We start from the raw sequence: 17,174 nt of genomic DNA on the forward strand, positions 1-17,174 counted from the left end.
CCCGTCACTGATACTCCCGCAGTCGAGGCCAGAATCCGATGAAGATTCCGGCAACTCCGAGAACTGCCAATACAGACATGCCCGGTGCAGAGGCAGCCAACACCCGGGAGGCGTACGAGACGTCGGACCGAAGATTCGTGCGCGAATCCACGATTCCCTGCCAGAGTTCGTGATCGAGCTTTCCGTACTCCGCGGCCGAATCCTGTTCTCCGGCGCCGATGGTGATGGCTGCGGCGGACGTGAAGTCGCCGTTTCCGAGACGGTCGTACATGCGCGTGTGCGCAGCCACCCACTGCTGGCGCGAGTCGAGTGCGGCGGTCAGCACTTCGCTGTTCACTCGGGCGCGTTCGTCGCTTTGCAGGCCCTCGAGGATGTCCCGCAGAGCATCGACCTTGCGGGTGAACGTCACGTTGTCCTCGGCGGTCGAATCCCGCCTCGCCAGCGTGAGGGTTTCCACGGTGCGTGCTTGCTGCGCCATGATTCGTGCCTCGGTCAGTTCGTGCAGTGGCTCGGCCCCGGCGTCGAGCGCGCGCCCGGTGGCCAGTGCGGAGACCAGTCCGACCGTGAGCAGCCACAGCAGAGCTGCAGCGACCGCGAGCGAGGCAAGGATCAACCCGAGATTGAAGCGTCGGCGACTCTTGCGGGAGAAGTACATCTGTGTCGCCACCAGCGCGCACAGCACGAAGACGAACGCCACGATCGGCCACCACGGTGGAGTCTCGAAATCGCGCTGTACTTGGGAGACCAGCGTCTCCTGCGAGGCGTGCAGTTGCTGGGCCATCGGCAGCAGCGAGGTCTGCATCAACTGCGAGGCCTCGCTCAAATATGCTGCCCCGACCGGGTTTCCGACGCGATTGTTCGCCCGTGCAGTTTCGACCAGCCCGGTGTAGACGGAGAGGTCGGTCGAGATTGTGGTCAACGCGCTGTGACCGGCAAGATCGGTCGAGTCGAGACCGGCCGACGCCTGGACGATCTCCGCAGAGGCCTCACCGATCGACTGCGTGTATCGGTCGCGGACTTCGGCGGGTTCGAGGCCGCCGGAGATGAAGGCGGTGGCCGCGGCGGCGTCTGCCAAGGACAACGCACTGTAGAGATTCTGGGCCGAGTTGGCGAGAGGCTCGGTTTCGACGAGGAGGAGGTCGAGGTTCGCCTGGCGGTTCTCGATCGCTGCGGTGGCGAGGAGTCCGGAGATCAAAGTGATCGCGATCAGGATCAGTCCGACGACGGTCAACCGGCCAGGCGTCGAGGACATGAAGGCCTGCAGTTCGCGCCGCAGAAGTGCCTGCTCGTCCTCCGCCGACACTGATGTGGCCTCGGAGTGCGGCAGCGACCGGGGTTCGATGGACGGGACGACACGGTCGACCATCGAGCACCTCACTTCGCTGTAGGCGGGCTACCGAGAAATGATGCCGCCGAGAAATGATTCAGGGCATCTTCGCGAGCATATAAGCATCACCTACACCTGGAGCAGATTGAAACGGTTAGTGTGGGACAACGGCGAGAGCGGGCGGAGCGAGGTAGTCGATGCGTGGTGACGGTGACGGTTGGTCCATCGGATCGGACGGTACTCGGCATTGGGGTAAACACGGAGCTGCAGGACTGCTTCTGCGTGCCCCCGATTCGGACGGATCACCCATGGTCTTGCTGCAGCATCGTGCGGCGTGGAGCCATCAGGGCGGAACGTGGGCACTGCCCGGCGGTGCGCGGGACTCACACGAGAGCACGACGCACGCTGCCGTCCGGGAGGCACACGAAGAAGCAGGTATCGCCGAGGACGCCGTCCGTGTCCGCGGGGAAGTAGTGACGATGCGCGCCGAGAGCGGGTGGACTTACACCACCGTCGTGGCTGACGCGGCGCATCCACTGTCGACGGTTGCCAATGGTGAGAGCACCGAGTTGCGGTGGGTACGCGAAGCCGACGTCGACTCACTGCCGCTGCATCCGGGCTTCGGTTCCTCATGGCCCGACCTCCGGACCGAGCCTGTTGTGGCCGTGGACGGCGATCCGCACACCGTCGTGCTCGAGGACGGCGGATTCGGATGGTTGTCGGGTAGTTCCCACCACGGCAGTGACCAGGCAGGCAGCGACCAGGCAGGCAGCGACCAGGCACGCGGTGACCAGGCAGGCAGCGACCAGAACCTGTCCGAGGCGAGCAGTACCCAGTCGTAGCAGTCGAGTCTTCACAGTTCATACACAGCAGAAGGGCCGGACTCCGCGGGAGTCCGGCCCTTCGGTGTTTCGGTCGTCGACCGAAACGAGGCTCAGCTGAGCGAGTTCAGCGCCGTGATGAAGCTGACCGCGGTAATACCGAGCTTGAGCAGCTCGCTGATCTTGCCGAGGTTCAGGTCTTCGAGCGATTCGGTGCTGAGCGAGCCGGTGTCGAGGGATCCCATTTAGTGCTCCTAGGTTCAGTTAGTAACTGGAGGTAAACTACAACAAACCGAATGGGATGTGACACGCAATCGAAGCAACTGTGAGCAAGATCACTTAATCCGACTTTTCGGACATCCAATCGCACCTAGGAACTGGGAGTTTGTTGTCTGATCGGACAACTTCCGTTCACAATTCGAGTCAGGCGTGCTGACCCGTAACTGTGCGGAAATCGCCCGGCAAACACTTGACGAACGCCAGTTACCGGCTTTCAGCGCCCAGCGACGGCTGCGGCGAGGCGTTGCGCGGCCGCCTGGGGATCCGATGCTTGCGTGATTGCACGCACGACGACGATGCGCGTGGCGCCGGCATCGAGCAGCTCTGGCAGACGTTCCTCGTCGATGCCGCCGATCGCAAACCAGGGCCGCGGCGGTGCGGCGTCGGCGGTCGATCGAACCAGTTCCAAACCGGACGCACTTCGATTCGGTTTGGTCGGTGTCGCCCAGACCGGCCCGGTACAGAAGTAGTCGACGCCCTCCTCGATGGCGGCCAGACTCGCCTGCGCGCGACTGCTCGTCGAACGGCCGATGACGACGTCTTCACCGACAACAGTTCGCGCGTAGGGGACGGGAATGTCGTTCTGGCCGAGGTGGAGGATGTCGGCGCCGGAAGCCATCGCGAGATCCGCGCGATCGTTGACGGCCAACAATGCGCCGTGGCGTCGCGCTGCGGTCGCGAGAATGCCCAGCGCTACCAGTTCGTCCTTGGCCTCGAGCGGGCCGAACTCGCGCTCACCGGCAGAGCCTTTGTCACGCAATTGGATGATGTCGACTCCGCCGGACAATGCTGCCTCGGCGAACTGCGCGAGGTCGCCTTTCTCGCGGCGCGCGTCGGTGCACAGGTACAGCCGTGCTGCTGCCAGGCGCTCGCGCCGGTCGATGTCGTTACTGGGATGTGTGGGGTGCACGGAGCAAACGGTAGCCTCTAGGGAGCAAGGTTCGACACGGGAGTCCTGAAACGTCGTCGTCACTTTTTGTCGTGACTGCGAGGTTCGTTGGGCTGAGAGGGGATCGCGACCAGATCCCGACCGTCAGACCTGACCCGGATCATGCCGGCGCAGGAAGTGGAGGTGGAGTTTCGTGAGTACACACGCTCGTACGGTGTCGGTTGTCGGCGGCGGTGTCATCGGTCTCGCTATCGCGTGGCGAGCAGCCCGCGACGGGTGGGCCGTTCGGTTGTACGACCCGTCCATTGGATCAGGTGCTTCGTGGGTGGCGGGCGGAATGCTTGCCCCGCTTTCCGAAGGCTGGCCGGGTGAAGAAACCGCGTTGACGGTTGGTGCAGCGTCCCTGGAACGGTGGCCGACGTTCGGTGAGGAGCTCGGAAAATTCGGGCAATCGGTCTTCACCGCGGACAGCTCGCTGACGGTTGCACTCGACGCTGCCGACGCGCAGGACCTGCAGACCATCGCCGAGTGGGTGAGCTCGCAGGGGCACGAACTCGAAGTTCTCGGTCGCGCGCGCATCCGTGAACTCGAACCGATGCTGGGCCGGGGCATCCGGTCGGGGTTGATGGCTGTTGGTGAGTCCGCCGTCGACAACAGACTTCTGCTGGCGGCGTTGCAGAAGGCCTGTGCGGAATCCGGCGTCGAATTGATCGCGCGGGCCGTCGAGGACCTCGCCGAACTCGATACCGATCAGATAGTGCTCACCGCCGGTATCGCGTCACCCAAGCTGTGGCCCGGGCTACCGGTACGCCCGGTCAAGGGCGAAATCCTTCGCTTGCGCAGTAGGCCTGGAGTCACCCCGGCGCCCAGCCGTACCATCCGTGGAAGCGTCCACGGGCGGCCCGCCTACCTCGTCCCACGCGGTGACGGAATCGTCGTCGGCGCAACACAATACGAGTCTGGTGAGGATACACAGGTCACGATGGCCGGAGTACGGGACCTGATCAACGACGCCGAGGCACTGATGCCGGCGATCGGCGAATACGAACTGTACGAGTGCGCGGCAGGTCTGCGTCCCATGACGCCGGACAACCTGCCGTTGATCGGGCGCGTGTCCGATCGTGTTGTCGTCTCCACCGGGCACGGCCGCAACGGGGTCCTGCTGACGCCCGTCACCGCCGATGCGACGGTCGCGTTGCTGAACGGCACATCTTTGGTCGAGGTAAAAGGAACCGAACCCGAGCGGTTCGCAGTAGCTAAGGAAAATTCATGAGTGAGCAGGTCCCGATCGGGATCACCGTCAACGGCGAAGATCTCGAGTTCGATCGAGCAGTCACGGTGACCGAACTTCTGACGCACCTCGAGTTGCCGAGCAAAGGCATCGCCGTCGCCGTCGACGGTGCGCTCTTTCCTCGCGGGCGTTGGGACGAATCCTTCGGACGTGGTTGGGAAATCGAGATCCTCACGGCGGTGCAGGGTGGCTGAGCAGGACCTTCTCACTATCGCGGGCCGCAGTTTCGGTTCCCGGCTCATCACGGGGACAGGCGGCGCCGCCAACCTTGCGGTGCTCGAGGAAGCGCTTGTCGCCTCCGGTACCGAACTGACCACCGTCGCGATGCGGCGAGTCGACGCGGCCGGCGGCACCGGCGTTCTGGACCTGCTTCGTCGCCTCGGAATCGAACCGTTGCCGAACACCGCCGGGTGTCGAGGCGCCGCCGAAGCGGTCCTGACGGCGCAGTTGGCACGCGAAGCGCTCGAGACGAACTGGGTCAAACTCGAAGTCATCGCCGACGAGCGGACTCTGCTGCCCGACGCAATCGAACTCGTCTCCGCCGCAGAACAATTGGTGGACGACGGATTCACCGTCCTGCCGTACACGACGGACGATCCGGTGCTGGCGCTTCGCCTCGAAGAGGTCGGCTGCGCGGCAGTCATGCCGCTCGGTTCACCCATCGGGACAGGGCTGGGTATCGCGAATCCGCACAACATCGAGATGATCGTCGAGCGCGCCGGTGTGCCCGTCATCCTCGACGCCGGAATCGGAACGGCCAGCGACGCCACCCTTGCCATGGAGTTGGGCTGCGACGCCGTCCTGCTTGCGACAGCGGTGACGCGGGCCAAGAATCCCGCGTTGATGGCGTCGGCGATGCGGCACGCAGTGGTAGCAGGTTTCGAAGCGCGTCACGCCGGCCGGATTCCCAAGCGGTTCTGGGCCCAAGCATCGTCCTGACGGACCATTTCCGGGTGTTTTCTCAGGGTTATGCCCGGATTATCCGGCTTCGTGTCCTACCTGAGTACCACTCGGAACTAGACCTGTGGCCGATGTGCTGGTCATTGCCGGTAGGGCAAAGTTCTCCTCATGATTGAACTGAGGGGATTGACCAAGGTTTACGGACCGACGAAAGCGGTGGACGATTTGTCGTTCACGGTCAAGCCGGGCATCGTGACGGGCTTCCTGGGCCCGAACGGTGCAGGTAAGTCGACGACGATGCGGATGATCCTGGGTCTGGATCAGCCGACGTCGGGTGCGGCGTTGATCGAGGGCAAGCCGTACCGCGAGCTCAAGACGCCGTTGCGGACTGTCGGCGCGTTGCTGGATGCGAAGTGGGTGCACCCCAATCGCAGTGCGCGTGCACATCTGCAGTGGATGGCTGCTTCGAACGGGATCCCGAAGTCCCGCGTCGACGAGGTGCTCGGGTTGGTCGGGTTGTCCGAGGTGGCGGGCAAGAAGGCCGGCGGGTTCTCGCTCGGTATGTCGCAGCGTCTGGGGTTGGCGGGTGCGTTGTTGGGGGATCCGAAGGTGTTGTTGTTCGACGAGCCGGTCAACGGTCTCGATCCGGAGGGCATCGTCTGGATTCGTAAGTTCATGCAGCGGTTGGCGGCCGAGGGCCGCACGGTGCTGGTGTCGAGTCACCTCCTGTCGGAGATGGCGCTCACGGCGGAGCAGTTGGTGGTGATCGGTCGGGGTCGGTTGATTTCGGATTCGACGGTCGCGGAGTTCGTGGATCGTTCGTCGGAGTCGACGGTGCGCGTGCGCAGCCCACAGCTCGATGCGTTGCGCAGTGTGTTGCTCTCGCAGGGGCTGACGGTGCGTGAAGACGGTTCCGGCGTTGCCCCGGCATTGGTGGTCGTGGATTCGACCACCGATGTGATCGGTGGTTTAGCTGGTTCGCAGGGAATCGTGTTGTACGAGTTGGCTTCTCAGCAGGGGTCGCTCGAGGATGCGTTCATGAAGTTGACCGGGGACGATGTCCAGTACCACGCATCCGGTATCGATCCGGGTGTCGGTGCACACCACGCAAATACACAGCAGGCAAACACGCAGCAGGCTATGGGAGGTGCACTGTAATGGCTGTTCTCAGTGCTGAACGTATCAAGATCACCACGACCAAGTCGCCGCTGTGGTGCTCGGTCATCATCGTCGTGCTCGCGCTCGGCTTCGCGGCCATCATGGGCGCGGTTGCCAAGTCGGCTCTGACGTCCTCCGACGTCCAGGGAGCACCGGACCTCGACACCGCCGTTGCCACGGCCGGCATCTCGGGTTTCGGAATCATGGTTCTCATGATCATGGCGGCCCTCGCGGTCACCAGTGAGTACCGCTTCGGGACCATCCGCACCACCTTCCAGGCCGTTCCGAACCGTGCCTCGGTTCTGATCGCCAAAGCCGGCCTCATCGGTGCTTTCGGTGCTGTACTGACATTTGTTCTCGCCTTCGGCGCGTACGCCATGGCCAAGGCCATCGCCGGTACCGAGGCGAGTGCCGGATTGACCCTGTCGAGCGGCAGTGACTGGCGCGCGATCTACGGCATCCCGATCTACGCCTTCCTGTGCGTGATTCTCGCTGTCGGCGTCGGATCGATCATTCGCCAGTCGGCCGGCGCAATTGCGTTGCTCCTGCTCTGGCCGCTGCTCATCGAGAGCCTGTTCGGACTGTTCGGCAGCTTCGGCGAGAAGATCACCCCGTTCCTGCCGTTCGCGAATGCAAACCACTTCCTCAGTGCGAGCAGCGGTGGCGTCGACTTCCACTGGGGACCCTGGGGCAGCCTGATCTACTTCGCGGCCTTCGTTCTGGTGATTTTCGGAGCAAGTATCGTCATCGTGAATCGTCGCGACGCCTGATCTTGTCGCTCCCTCGGTAGGTGTTGTCGGGAGACCTACCGAGAACCAGGAGTGACAGCAGAGTAGGGACCCAGTACGAAAAACCATTCGTACTGGGTCCCTTTCCTGTGCTTCGGCCGATATCCTCCGAAGATGAGACTCTTCGGTGTGGTTGTGGTCGCAATGGCTGGAGCACTCGTGGTGAGTGGATGCTCGTCGGGAAGTGAAGCGGCCGTCCCGACAGACCCGGTTGCATTCTCCGAGACCGTCACGGTCGACGCCGTGACCGGGCATCTGGAGCAACTCGAGAAGATCGCCGCCAACAACGAGGGCAATCGATCGGCCGGTACCCCCGGCTACGACGCCAGTGTCGACTACGTGGCAAACCTGCTCGAAGACAAGGGTTTCGAGGTCAGCACCCCGGAATTCGACTTCAGCTCCTTCGATCCCGGCACCGAATCCCTGAAAGCCGCTGACGGCTCCGATGTTCCGGTGCGGGCGCTGACATATTCCACCTCCACGGGACCGACCGGAATCACGGCGCGTCTGGTGGCGATTCCCGCCGACGAGACCCCCGGTTGCGAGGCCACCGACTACGACGGCCGCGACGTGAACGGTGCAATCGTGCTGGTCACCCGCGGAGTGTGCCCGTTCGGCGACAAGCAGAAGATCGCCGCTGATCGCGGCGCGGCGGCGTTGCTGGTTGCCAACAACGAGGACGCAATGCTGGGCGGGGCTACCTTGGGTGAACCCGAAGACGCCCGCATTCCGACCGGCGGGGTGAGTAAGGCGTCGGGCGAGGCTCTTGCCGCAGCGCCCGGAGACCTCACGCTGATTCTCGACACGTCGACGGAAACGACGAAGTCGCGCAACGTGATTGCGCAGACCAAGACCGGCGCGACCGACAACGTGGTTGTCGTGGGCGCCCACCTGGACAGTGTGCCGGAAGGTCCCGGAATCAACGACAACGGAAGCGGTACCGCAGCCGTACTGGAAACCGCGCTGCAGATGGGAAGCTCACCGAGCATCGAGAATGCCGTGCGTTTCGCTTTCTGGGGAGCGGAAGAAGTGGGATTGGTCGGCTCCACCCGCTACGTCGAGGGTCTGAGCGATCAGGAACGGGCCGACATCGCCCTGTACCTGAATTTCGACATGCTCGGTTCGCCCAACGCCGGATACCTGGCTTACGACGGCGACAACTCGGATGCCGTCGGGGAGGGGCCCGGGCCCGAGGGGTCGGCGGGCATCGAGCGCACCTTCGTCGATTTTCTCGCCGGGCGAGGGATTGCGGCGGACGGAACGGACTTCGACGGGCGCTCCGACTACGGCCCGTTCATCGAGATCGGGATCCCGGCGGGCGGAGTGTTCAGCGGCGCGGACGAGCGCAAGACGCCGGCACAGGCCGAGAAGTGGGGCGGAGAGGCGGAGGAGACTTTCGACCCGAACTACCACAGTGCCCAGGACAACCTCGCGAACATCGATCGCGAAGCGCTCGCTGCCAACGCTTCTGCAGTAGCCTTCGGAGTTGCGACGTATGCCCAGGATTTGAGCGGGCCGAACGGAGTTCCCGTCGGCGATGCCCGGACACAGGCCAGAACCGAATGATCGACTGACCGAATGATCGACTGACCGAATGATCGACTGTGCGAGCGACCAGGAGGCCACTGTGCGAGAACGGCGGCAGCACACTGTCTGTAACTCTGAGTTACGCTTGAGTTATGGCTGATCTGTCCCCGGAGAACACCGACACGGCAGGTGCTTCTTCCTCCTCGGTTCGAGGCGTCGTCGACGTCGTCTTGAACTCTGCGGCAGAACTTAACCGTCGGCAGCAGCTCATCGACGCGCTACGACGCCTCAGGCGGGCACTACCCGGTGATCCAGGGTTTGGGGATCCGCTCTCGCTCGCCGGCCCCGGCGGTGCGCGCGCCGTGGCGCGCGTCGCTGACAGATTGCTCGATCAGAAGCCGGCAGCCACTCGCGAAGTGAGCCTCGGAGCACTGCAGGTGTGGCAGGCAGCGCTGGAAAAGATGGGCCGCGGACGTGGCGATCAAGAACTGACCATCGTCTTCACCGATCTGGTGGGCTTCTCCACCTGGTCGCTCGCAGCCGGTGACGGCGCGACGCTGACCCTTCTGCGTGCGGTGGCGCAGGCCGTGGAAACTCCGATCACCGACAACGGCGGACACGTCGTCAAACGGATGGGCGACGGTCTGATGGCAGTGTTCATTCGCCCGGATGCGGCATTGAAGGCGGTGTTCACCGCGCAGGACGCGCTCGCGGAAGTCGATCTCGACGGATACACCCCGCGCATGCGCGTCGGCCTACACACGGGTACCCCGCGTCAGATCGGTGACGACTGGCTCGGCGTCGACGTGACCATCGCCGCCCGGATGATGGGCTTGGGCGGCGACGGCAACGTCATGATGTCGGCGACAACTCTCGAGGAACTCGAAGCCGGCACCCTGGAGGATCTCGATCTCACGATCCGGCCATGGCGGCGAGGGTTTTTCGCGACCACGCCCAACGGAGTTCCCGTCGACCTGGGAATCTGGCGCGTGCGCCGGAACTAGCGCCCTGGACCTCGAGCGCTAGACCTGGAGCCGCCAGAGCGGGGACACCGGACCGTGTCCCGCGCCGAGGTCGTACGACGCCTCGAGACACTTGGTCACCCACTCTTTGCCGAACGCCACCGCGTCCGGAACGGAATAGCCGTGTGCGAGAGCGCAAGTGATCGCAGCAGCCAGCGTGTCTCCGCCGCCGTGATCGTTGCCGGTGTCGATCCGGGCACTGCTGAATTCGAGGAAACGGTCGCCGTCGAACAACAGGTCGGTGGACAACTCCGAAGTACGAAGGTGGCCACCCTTGACGATGGACCATTGAGCGCCGAGCGCATGCAGCGCTTCTGCCGCTTGGCGGGCGCTCTTGTCGTCGACGACCTCGATACCGGTGATCAACCGAACCTCGTCGAGGTTCGGAGTGACCACCGTGGCTGCCGGAATCAAGGTGTTGCGGACCGCGTCGAGAGCTTCTTCGTGCAGCAGCGGATCGCCGTGCATCGACGCGCACACCGGGTCGACCACGAGCGGAATCGGACGGTCGCGGCCGATCCCAACCTCGGCGGCAACCGCGGCCACCGCTTCGATGATCGTCGTCGACGCGAGCATTCCCGTCTTCGCCGCACCGACGCCGATGTCCGAGACCACGACGCGCACCTGGTCGGCGACGATCTCCGGCGGAATCTCGTGGAATCCGCTGACTCCCACCGAATTCTGGACCGTCACTGCGGCGACGGCCACGCAGGCGTGCACTCCGCACATCGCCATCGTGCGGGAATCGGCTTGAATGCCGGCTCCGCCACCGGAGTCGGTTCCGGCGATGGTCAATGCCCGAATCGGGGTCTGTCCGGCGGGGGTCAGGGGCAGCAGCTTCACGACGACGAGCCTACCGATCGGACCTGGGGAAACGGCAGCTCGGTCCCACCTCTCGCGGGAACGACGGCGCAAACTGCGATTGCGATCCGGTCGTTCCCGGTGCAAAAATTGGTCGAACCCGGGACAGCGTCGTCGGTAGCTGATTCTATGAGTGGCATGGATCACAGTTATGGAGAGCGTGCGAACGCAGCTGTCGCCGATCGCGCAGGTGCACATCGTGCCGTGGAGGTCGCCGCAATGAACGACATCGAAAATTCGAAAACCGGAACCTCACCGGAAGTCACGCTCGTGGACAATCCGTCGCACGAACGATTCGAACTGCTCTCCGACGACGAGTTGGTCGGCATCCTCGGATACCGCGACGAAGACGAGATTTCGGGGAGCGGAGCCGAAGCGGGCGACGTGGTTGCGTACATGCATACCGTCGTCAAAGAGGAGTACGGCGGGCAGGGACTGGCAGCCGTACTCGTGCAGTTCGCAATGGACTGCGCCCGTGAACGTGAATGGTCGGTACGGCCCGTGTGTACCTATGTTCAGCGGTACCTCGGCGAGCACCCCGAGTATCTGGAACTGCTCGTCGAGGACTAGAAGCCCGAGGGTGCAAACAGACGATCAGGCTCCGAGATTCACGATCACCCGAGATTCACGATCACCGGAGCGTGATCGCTGGCGCCCTTGCCTTTTCGCTCGTTTCGATCGATCTCGGCCGCCTCGACGCGTGCTGCGAATGCCGGTGAGCCGAGGATGAAGTCGATTCGCATACCCTGCTTCTTCGGGAAGCGAAGCTGCGTGTAATCCCAGTACGTGTACACGCCGGGACCGGGTGTGTACGGGCGAACTACGTCCGCGAACCCGGACTCGGTGAAGGCGGTGAACGCAGCTCGTTCCGGCTCCGACGTGTGGGTCTTGCCCTCGAAGAAAGCGGGATCCCACACGTCGTCGTCCGTGGGAGCGACGTTCCAGTCGCCGACCAGGGCGATCTGCGCGTCGGGATCCTGCTTGAGCCAGCCCTCCGCGTCGTCGCGCAGCTTGGCCAGCCAATCCAGCTTGTAGGCGTAATGCGGGTCTTCCAGCTCACGGCCGTTGGGGACGTACAGGCTCCACACCCGCACACCGCCGCAGGTGGCACCGATCGCACGTGCCTCGCGGACCGGGTCTGCCTCGGGATCCTTGTCGAACCCGGGCTGATCCTCGAATCCGATCTGCACGTCGTCCAAGCCGACGCGGGAAGCGATGGCGACACCGTTCCACTGGCTCAACCCGACGTGGGCGACCTCGTAGCCGATTTCCTTGAAGCGTTCGTACGGAAACTGCTCGTCCTTGCACTTGGTTTCCTGCATTGCCAGGACGTCGACGTCGGATCGACCGAGCCAGTCGATGATCCTGTCGGTACGGGCACGGACGGAGTTGACGTTCCAGGTAGCGATGCGCACGAGGGCAAGCCTAGCGTCAGCCGCCGACAGGATCGGTGGCGTATCGGTAGCGGTGGTGTTCGACGAATCCGAGCTGCTCGTAGAGCGCGATCGCCGCGAAGTTGTCCGCCGAAACCTGGAGGTACGCGTGCGTCGCACCGTTCTCACGACCCCAGGAGAGTAGATCTCCGCAGATCAGCGACCCGATTCCGTGACGACGGTGTTCAGGGGCGACGTGAATGCCGGTCAGTCCTACCCAGCGTTTGTGGTCGGGTGCCTCGGTGAGCGCAGCGCGCCCGATGGCAAGCGTCGTGTCGGTGTTTCCGATCGCGCCGAAAGTTGCAGTGCCCACGACAGCCGTGAGGACCGCCTCGACGTACGCCGGATCGCCGTGGGTGTCGTACATCGACAGCCAGTTGTGGTCGGGGCGGTCGGCGAACGAGGTGACCGGAGGACCGAGCGGCAGCGTGACATTGCCCAGATCGGCGGCCATCACGATGGTTTCCTTCTCGCTGGTCCACCCGTCCGGAGCGGTGCCGAGTCGATCGGGGAGGAGCAGCAGGGTCGGCAGGCCGCGGTCACCGAACCACTGGCGTATCCGCTCGATGGTGCTCGCGTCGAAGCCGGCAACCGCCCCCGCACCACCGAGCGGCAAAGCCGAATTGGCGCGGCCGGTGACACCGTGACCGGCGCGCAGCAACCAACCGTCGATCCACGCCTGCTCGACACCCGGCCACGCCGCCGCAGCAGCCGTTTCGAGGTTTCGAATCTCGCCGATGCGAATCGGGCGGGCCGAGAGACTCTTGAGCGCGATCACCTGATCGGCGGAGACCTGGACCAGCCGACCGTCGCCGGCGCGGACGGCGATGGGATCGGCGCCCTCGAGGATGCCGATGACGTCGGTCATGGGATGCGAATAGCCGGGTGGGAGCTTGTATCGCAAAACCACCCGGCTACCGATCGAAATGTTGCCGTTCAGAGCAGAATTCTCAGTCTTCGTAATCGTCGTCGTGACCGAACGGATCGTCGACGGTCCCCGGCGTCCAGGTCAGACCGGGCTTGCCCCAACCGGAACGCTTGATGATCTTCTTGGCAGCGCGCGCGTTGCGGCCGATCAGTACGTCCGTGTAGAGGAAACCGTCGAGATGCCCGGTCTCGTGCTGGAGCATCCGTGCGAAGAATCCGGTGCCCTCGACCTCGATCGGGTTGCCGTCGGCGTCGGTGCCGGTGACCTTCGCCCAATCGGCGCGACCCGTCGGGAACTGCTCGCCGGGAACGGACAGGCAACCCTCGAAGTCTTCGTCCGGGTCGGGCATCGTCTGGGGGATTTCGGACGTCTCGAGTACCGGGTTCACGACGACGCCGCGTCGACGCTCGCTGCTGCGGTCGTCGCCGGGGCAGTCGTAGACGAAGACTCGCAGTGGAACACCGACCTGATTGGCCGCCAGACCGACGCCGTTGGCAGCGTCCATCGTCTCGTACATGTCTGCGATCAGTTCGGCGATCTCGGCCGGGGACTGAGTGACCGGCTCTGTCGCCTTGTGCAGTACCGGGTCGCCGACGATTCGGATGGGGAGGATAGCCATGCGGACAAGGATAGTGCGGCGCGCCCGCGTAGTTATCACGGCCCGCACACTCGATCATGGTTCAATGGTTGCTGAAGAACAGCGATGTAATTCGTTGCTCGGTCGGAACGTGGGCCGCGGGGGAAATTGTGAGTTACCTTCGGGCCAGGGGACCGGGAAACTCACGGCCGCGAGAATTCGGTCGGAAAAAGAACACCGGGCATACGAGTCTCGCTGACGCCGAGCACAGCAGTCGAGGAGTGACATGGACGGCGCAACCGCGCGTAGTCGGAACCAGTCCGAAGGCACTGGCGCCGACGATTCGGTAGTAGATACAGCAGGCATGCACGAGGTGGGCGAAGACGGCCTCACCCGCCGGGAGCACGACATCCTCTCCTTCGAGCGTCAGTGGTGGAAGTACGCCGGTGCGAAGGAAGAAGCCATCAAGGAGTTGTTCGACATGTCGGCAACCCGCTACTACCAGGTTCTCAACGCCTTGGTCGATCGCCCCGAATCCTTGGCGGCTGATCCCATGCTGGTCAAGCGCCTGCGTCGTCTGCGTGCCAGCCGTCAGAAGGCCAGGGCCGCCCGCCGCCTCGGCTTCGAGGTCACCTGAATCACGCGTACATATGATCGGGCTGTCCACGCACTGGCGATAAGGTCGACATCGTGAGTACCCCGAAAGAGCAGCCGTCCGGACCTCCGCTTCGCGCGATCGCCATGGTGTTGATCGCGTTGGCGATCGTGTTCATCGGTCTCGGAGCAGCCTCACTGGGTGGATCGAGCGACGGTGGATCGGGCGACGAGAACACCGCAGCAGAGCAGACCGAATCCTCGGCGCCTGCCACGACGAGCGCCCCCGCGCCGGCACCTGCCACTTCCAAGCCGGCAGCGACGACGCAACCCGCTTCGGGCGATACCACCACTACCTCGCGTCCCTCGGGAACTGCGACGACCACGACTTCCAGCTCCGCGAGCGGCACCGACACGTCGAATGTCAGCGTTCGAGTTCTCAACAACAGCACCGTCTCCGGTCTGGCAGCAGGTACCGCCGAGGAATTGACGGCAGCAGGTTGGAACGTCGAGGAGACGGGTAACTACAGCGAGGGCACCGTCAGTACGACGACGGTGTATTACGGATCGTCCGCGGCGGAGAAGGCAGCGGCGCAGAAGATCGCGGCTGAACTCGGAGTCTCCGCAGAGCCTCGATTCGCCGGCATCGCGAACGCGTCACCTGGCGTGATCGTGATCGTGACCTCCAACTGACCGGTCGTGAAGGTGGAACTGACCCGTCGGTTCCAGCTACTACACGCGCCGTTATGATCAGAAGCACTTTCTCGCCACCTCAAAGGAGCGGTTCGATGGCCCCCAGCAGCACCCGGCGTATGTCCTGGCGCGTCGTTGCCCCTGTAGTCGCGATTGCCGCTTTCGGCTTGACCGCTTGCAGTAACAGCGAAGAGCCCAGCAGCGTCCCCGGCACGACTCCTCCGGTGTGGACCGGTGCAGCCGATCCCAGCGCGCACGAAAGCGCGGGCGGCCACGGTTCCGAGACGGCTCACGCCGGCGCTTCTGCCGAAACGGTCACCGCAACGCTGAACGGCACCGACGGCGCCAAGGTCGGAACGGTTACGTTCGCGCAGGAAGGTAGCGACGTCAAGGTCACCCTCGACGCCAAGGGCCTCACCCCCGGCTTCCACGGATTCCACGTCCACCAGGTCGCCAAGTGCGAGACCAATTCCGTTGCCCCCAGCGGCGGAGAGCCGGGTAACTTCCTCTCGGCAGGCGGACACTTCCAGGCCGAGGGTCACACGGGCCACCCGGCGAGCGGCGACCTCACTTCGGTTCAGGTCCTCGAAGACGGCACCGCCACGCTGGTCACCACGACCGATGCATTCACCGTCGACGAACTGGTCGCAAACGGTGGAACATCCGTGATGATCCACGCCGGAGCGGACAACTTCGGCAACATCCCGACGCGTTACGCGCCGGCACCGGACCAGCAGACTCTAGACACCGGTGACGCAGGCGGACGCGTTGCTTGCGGTGTCATCACCAAGAGCTGACAACTCACCTGAGTTTTGCATCACTTCCGGCGACTACCACGCAGTAGCCAGCACGGTGTTTTTACCGACACTGTGATTGGATTCTCTGCGTGGTAGTTCCATTTCCAGGTTCGCCGCGCCCGACGCTGGGCGTGGAGTGGGAGATCGCGCTGGTCGATCGCAAGACCAGAGATCTCTCCAACACAGCAGCCGAGGTGTTTTCGGCGGTCGAAGAGCTTGCCGGCTCCGAAACCCCGCACATCACCAAGGAACTACTGCGAAATACCGTCGAACTCGTCACGGGTATTCATTCGACGGTCGGCGAGGCGATGAGTGATCTCGACAGGTCACTGGATCTGCTGCGTCGCGCCGCGAATCCGCTGGGCGTCGACCTCATCAGCGCGGGCACGCACCCGTTCGCGCAATGGTCGACTCAGTTGGTCACACGGACGCCCGACTACGACGAGCTCATCGAACGCACGCAGTGGTGGGGTCGGCAGATGCTGATCTGGGGCGTGCACGTTCATGTGGGTGTCTCGTCCGCGGATCGCGTTTTCCCCATCATCAACGCACTGCTGCAGCGCTATCCGCACCTGTTGGCGCTGTCGGCGTCCTCGCCGATGTGGGCCGGTGTGGACACCGGCTATGCGTCCAATCGCGCGTTGATGTTCCAGCAGCTCCCCACCGCGGGCCTTCCGTACCAGTTCGAGAACTGGGCCGAATACGAGTCGTTCATCGACGACCAGATGAAGACCGGTGTGATCACCAAGATCGGTGGCATGCACTGGGACATCCGTCCCGCGCCGAAGTGGGGAACCATCGAGGTCCGGGTGTTCGACGGCGTCTCGACACGCGCTGAACTGGGTGCTCTCGTTGCTCTGGTCCACTGCCTCATCGTCGATCTGGACCGCAGACTGAGTGCCGGTGAGACTCTGCCGAACATGCAGCCGTGGCACGTCAAGGAAAACAAGTGGCGCGCAGCGAGATACGGACTGGATGCCGAGATCATCCTCGACTCCGACGCAAACGAGTGCCTCGTCACTGACGATCTGGATCGCCTACTCGACGACTTGGCGCCGATCGCGGTCTCGCTCGGCTGCGCGGACGAGTTGGCGTCGGTGGCGGACATTCCCCGTCGCGGCGCGTCCTACCAGCGGCAACGTCGTGTCGCGGAAGCGACGGGCGGCGATCTGGTTGCGGTCGTCGACGCCTTGGTCGCAGAGTTGGGCACCTAGCAGGTTCCAGTGCGAAGGACTGTTTCGCGGACTGGAAATCCGGGCATACCAACCGTTTGTCCAGTGGGTGTCCAT

The 17,174-nt window shown here is 63.8% G+C and carries 20 protein-coding genes and 1 riboswitch; of the genes, 13 read left to right on the forward strand and 7 right to left on the reverse strand.

The genetic code is table 11. From position 1 onward, the window contains the following. Positions 1 to 4: 4 nt before the first annotated feature. Entirely contained in the window at positions 5 to 1,366 is a 1,362-nt protein-coding gene (locus BH682_RS07365; protein ID WP_007726852.1) for a hypothetical protein, read from the reverse strand. Between the two features lie 158 nt (positions 1,367 to 1,524). Between BH682_RS07365 and BH682_RS07370 the strand changes: the two genes are divergently transcribed. Continuing rightward, positions 1,525 to 2,169, forward strand: a complete 645-nt coding sequence (locus tag BH682_RS07370; RefSeq protein WP_007726853.1) for an NUDIX hydrolase — start codon at positions 1,525 to 1,527, stop codon at positions 2,167 to 2,169. A gap of 92 nt (positions 2,170 to 2,261) precedes the next feature. Here the strand turns inward: BH682_RS07370 and BH682_RS37050 are convergent, their stop codons facing one another. Together BH682_RS37050 and thiE are read right to left on the reverse strand one after the other, a co-directional pair. Next, entirely contained in the window at positions 2,262 to 2,393 is a 132-nt protein-coding gene (locus tag BH682_RS37050; RefSeq protein ID WP_003944354.1) for a hypothetical protein, read from the reverse strand. A 248-nt stretch (positions 2,394 to 2,641) separates the two neighbouring features. Continuing rightward, on the reverse strand, positions 2,642 to 3,337 hold the full coding sequence (thiE, locus tag BH682_RS07375) for a thiamine phosphate synthase (protein ID WP_003944422.1): 696 nt from the start codon (positions 3,335 to 3,337) through the stop codon (positions 2,642 to 2,644). 26 nt (positions 3,338 to 3,363) lie between these two features. Beyond that, positions 3,364 to 3,510: riboswitch (TPP riboswitch) on the forward strand. On the opposite strand from thiE, the gene thiO reads away from it, so the two are divergent. The 7 genes from thiO to BH682_RS07410 all read left to right on the forward strand — a co-directional run bounded on the left by thiO (position 3,510) and on the right by BH682_RS07410 (position 9,984). Next, complete coding sequence (gene thiO, locus BH682_RS07380) at positions 3,510 to 4,589, forward strand: glycine oxidase ThiO (protein WP_075832564.1); 1,080 nt, start codon at positions 3,510 to 3,512, stop codon at positions 4,587 to 4,589. (Overlaps the previous riboswitch by 1 nt.) Then, the gene (gene thiS, locus BH682_RS07385) at positions 4,586 to 4,801 is read left to right on the forward strand and encodes a sulfur carrier protein ThiS (protein WP_075832566.1); all 216 of its coding nucleotides are present in this window, start codon (positions 4,586 to 4,588) and stop codon (positions 4,799 to 4,801) included. The genes thiO and thiS overlap by 4 nt, the downstream gene beginning before the upstream one ends. Then, the gene (locus BH682_RS07390) at positions 4,794 to 5,546 is read left to right on the forward strand and encodes a thiazole synthase (RefSeq protein ID WP_007726857.1); all 753 of its coding nucleotides are present in this window, start codon (positions 4,794 to 4,796) and stop codon (positions 5,544 to 5,546) included. Before thiS ends, BH682_RS07390 begins: the two co-directional genes overlap by 8 nt. 129 nt (positions 5,547 to 5,675) lie before the next feature. Further along, a complete protein-coding gene (locus BH682_RS07395; protein ID WP_058038516.1) occupies positions 5,676 to 6,665 on the forward strand; it encodes an ABC transporter ATP-binding protein in 990 nt (329 codons plus the stop codon). Next, positions 6,665 to 7,435 (forward strand): ABC transporter permease, encoded by a 771-nt coding sequence (locus BH682_RS07400; protein WP_047268852.1) that lies wholly within the window; start codon positions 6,665 to 6,667, stop codon positions 7,433 to 7,435. The genes BH682_RS07395 and BH682_RS07400 overlap by 1 nt, the downstream gene beginning before the upstream one ends. A gap of 132 nt (positions 7,436 to 7,567) precedes the next feature. Then, complete coding sequence (locus BH682_RS07405) at positions 7,568 to 9,019, forward strand: M20/M25/M40 family metallo-hydrolase (RefSeq protein WP_187781773.1); 1,452 nt, start codon at positions 7,568 to 7,570, stop codon at positions 9,017 to 9,019. A 113-nt stretch (positions 9,020 to 9,132) separates the two neighbouring features. Continuing rightward, positions 9,133 to 9,984 carry an adenylate/guanylate cyclase domain-containing protein gene (locus tag BH682_RS07410; protein WP_007730127.1) on the forward strand — a complete coding sequence of 284 codons (852 nt, stop codon included), beginning with the start codon at positions 9,133 to 9,135 and terminating at the stop codon, positions 9,982 to 9,984. Between the two features lie 18 nt (positions 9,985 to 10,002). Here BH682_RS07410 and thiD read toward each other — a convergent pair whose 3' ends face one another. Next, on the reverse strand, positions 10,003 to 10,845 hold the full coding sequence (gene thiD / locus BH682_RS07415) for a bifunctional hydroxymethylpyrimidine kinase/phosphomethylpyrimidine kinase (RefSeq protein WP_003945044.1): 843 nt from the start codon (positions 10,843 to 10,845) through the stop codon (positions 10,003 to 10,005). A gap of 237 nt (positions 10,846 to 11,082) precedes the next feature. Between thiD and BH682_RS07420 the strand changes: the two genes are divergently transcribed. Then, positions 11,083 to 11,433, forward strand: coding sequence for a GNAT family N-acetyltransferase (locus tag BH682_RS07420; protein ID WP_003945052.1), 351 nt, complete (start codon positions 11,083 to 11,085; stop codon positions 11,431 to 11,433). 44 nt (positions 11,434 to 11,477) lie between these two features. On the opposite strand, the gene BH682_RS07425 is transcribed toward BH682_RS07420, so the two are convergent. Genes BH682_RS07425 through BH682_RS07435 form a run of 3 tightly spaced genes read right to left on the reverse strand, consistent with a single transcriptional unit; the run spans position 11,478 to position 13,843 of the window. After that, positions 11,478 to 12,278: an exodeoxyribonuclease III gene (locus BH682_RS07425; protein WP_003945060.1), complete on the reverse strand. Its 801-nt coding sequence runs from the start codon at positions 12,276 to 12,278 to the stop codon at positions 11,478 to 11,480. A 16-nt stretch (positions 12,279 to 12,294) separates the two neighbouring features. After that, positions 12,295 to 13,236 carry an N-acetylglutamate synthase, CG3035 family gene (locus BH682_RS07430; RefSeq protein WP_442971966.1) on the reverse strand — a complete coding sequence of 314 codons (942 nt, stop codon included), beginning with the start codon at positions 13,234 to 13,236 and terminating at the stop codon, positions 12,295 to 12,297. Between the two features lie 10 nt (positions 13,237 to 13,246). Continuing rightward, positions 13,247 to 13,843: a peptide deformylase gene (locus BH682_RS07435; protein ID WP_075832570.1), complete on the reverse strand. Its 597-nt coding sequence runs from the start codon at positions 13,841 to 13,843 to the stop codon at positions 13,247 to 13,249. Positions 13,844 to 14,087: 244 nt separating this feature from the next. On the opposite strand from BH682_RS07435, the gene BH682_RS07440 reads away from it, so the two are divergent. From BH682_RS07440 to BH682_RS07455, 4 genes are all read left to right on the forward strand, one after another. Then, the gene (locus tag BH682_RS07440; RefSeq protein ID WP_007730120.1) at positions 14,088 to 14,438 is read left to right on the forward strand and encodes a DUF3263 domain-containing protein; all 351 of its coding nucleotides are present in this window, start codon (positions 14,088 to 14,090) and stop codon (positions 14,436 to 14,438) included. A 53-nt stretch (positions 14,439 to 14,491) separates the two neighbouring features. Next, positions 14,492 to 15,088 carry a LytR C-terminal domain-containing protein gene (locus BH682_RS07445; protein ID WP_003945058.1) on the forward strand — a complete coding sequence of 199 codons (597 nt, stop codon included), beginning with the start codon at positions 14,492 to 14,494 and terminating at the stop codon, positions 15,086 to 15,088. 95 nt (positions 15,089 to 15,183) lie between these two features. After that, positions 15,184 to 15,885, forward strand: coding sequence for a superoxide dismutase[Cu-Zn] (sodC, locus tag BH682_RS07450; protein ID WP_007730117.1), 702 nt, complete (start codon positions 15,184 to 15,186; stop codon positions 15,883 to 15,885). A gap of 89 nt (positions 15,886 to 15,974) precedes the next feature. After that, positions 15,975 to 17,099, forward strand: a complete 1,125-nt coding sequence (locus BH682_RS07455; protein ID WP_003945034.1) for a glutamate--cysteine ligase — start codon at positions 15,975 to 15,977, stop codon at positions 17,097 to 17,099. Positions 17,100 to 17,174 lie beyond the last annotated feature (75 nt).

Origin of the sequence: Rhodococcus sp. YL-1 (genome assembly GCF_001942025.1) — a bacterium.
GTDB classification, from domain to species: Bacteria; Actinomycetota; Actinomycetes; order Mycobacteriales; family Mycobacteriaceae; genus Rhodococcus_F; species Rhodococcus_F qingshengii.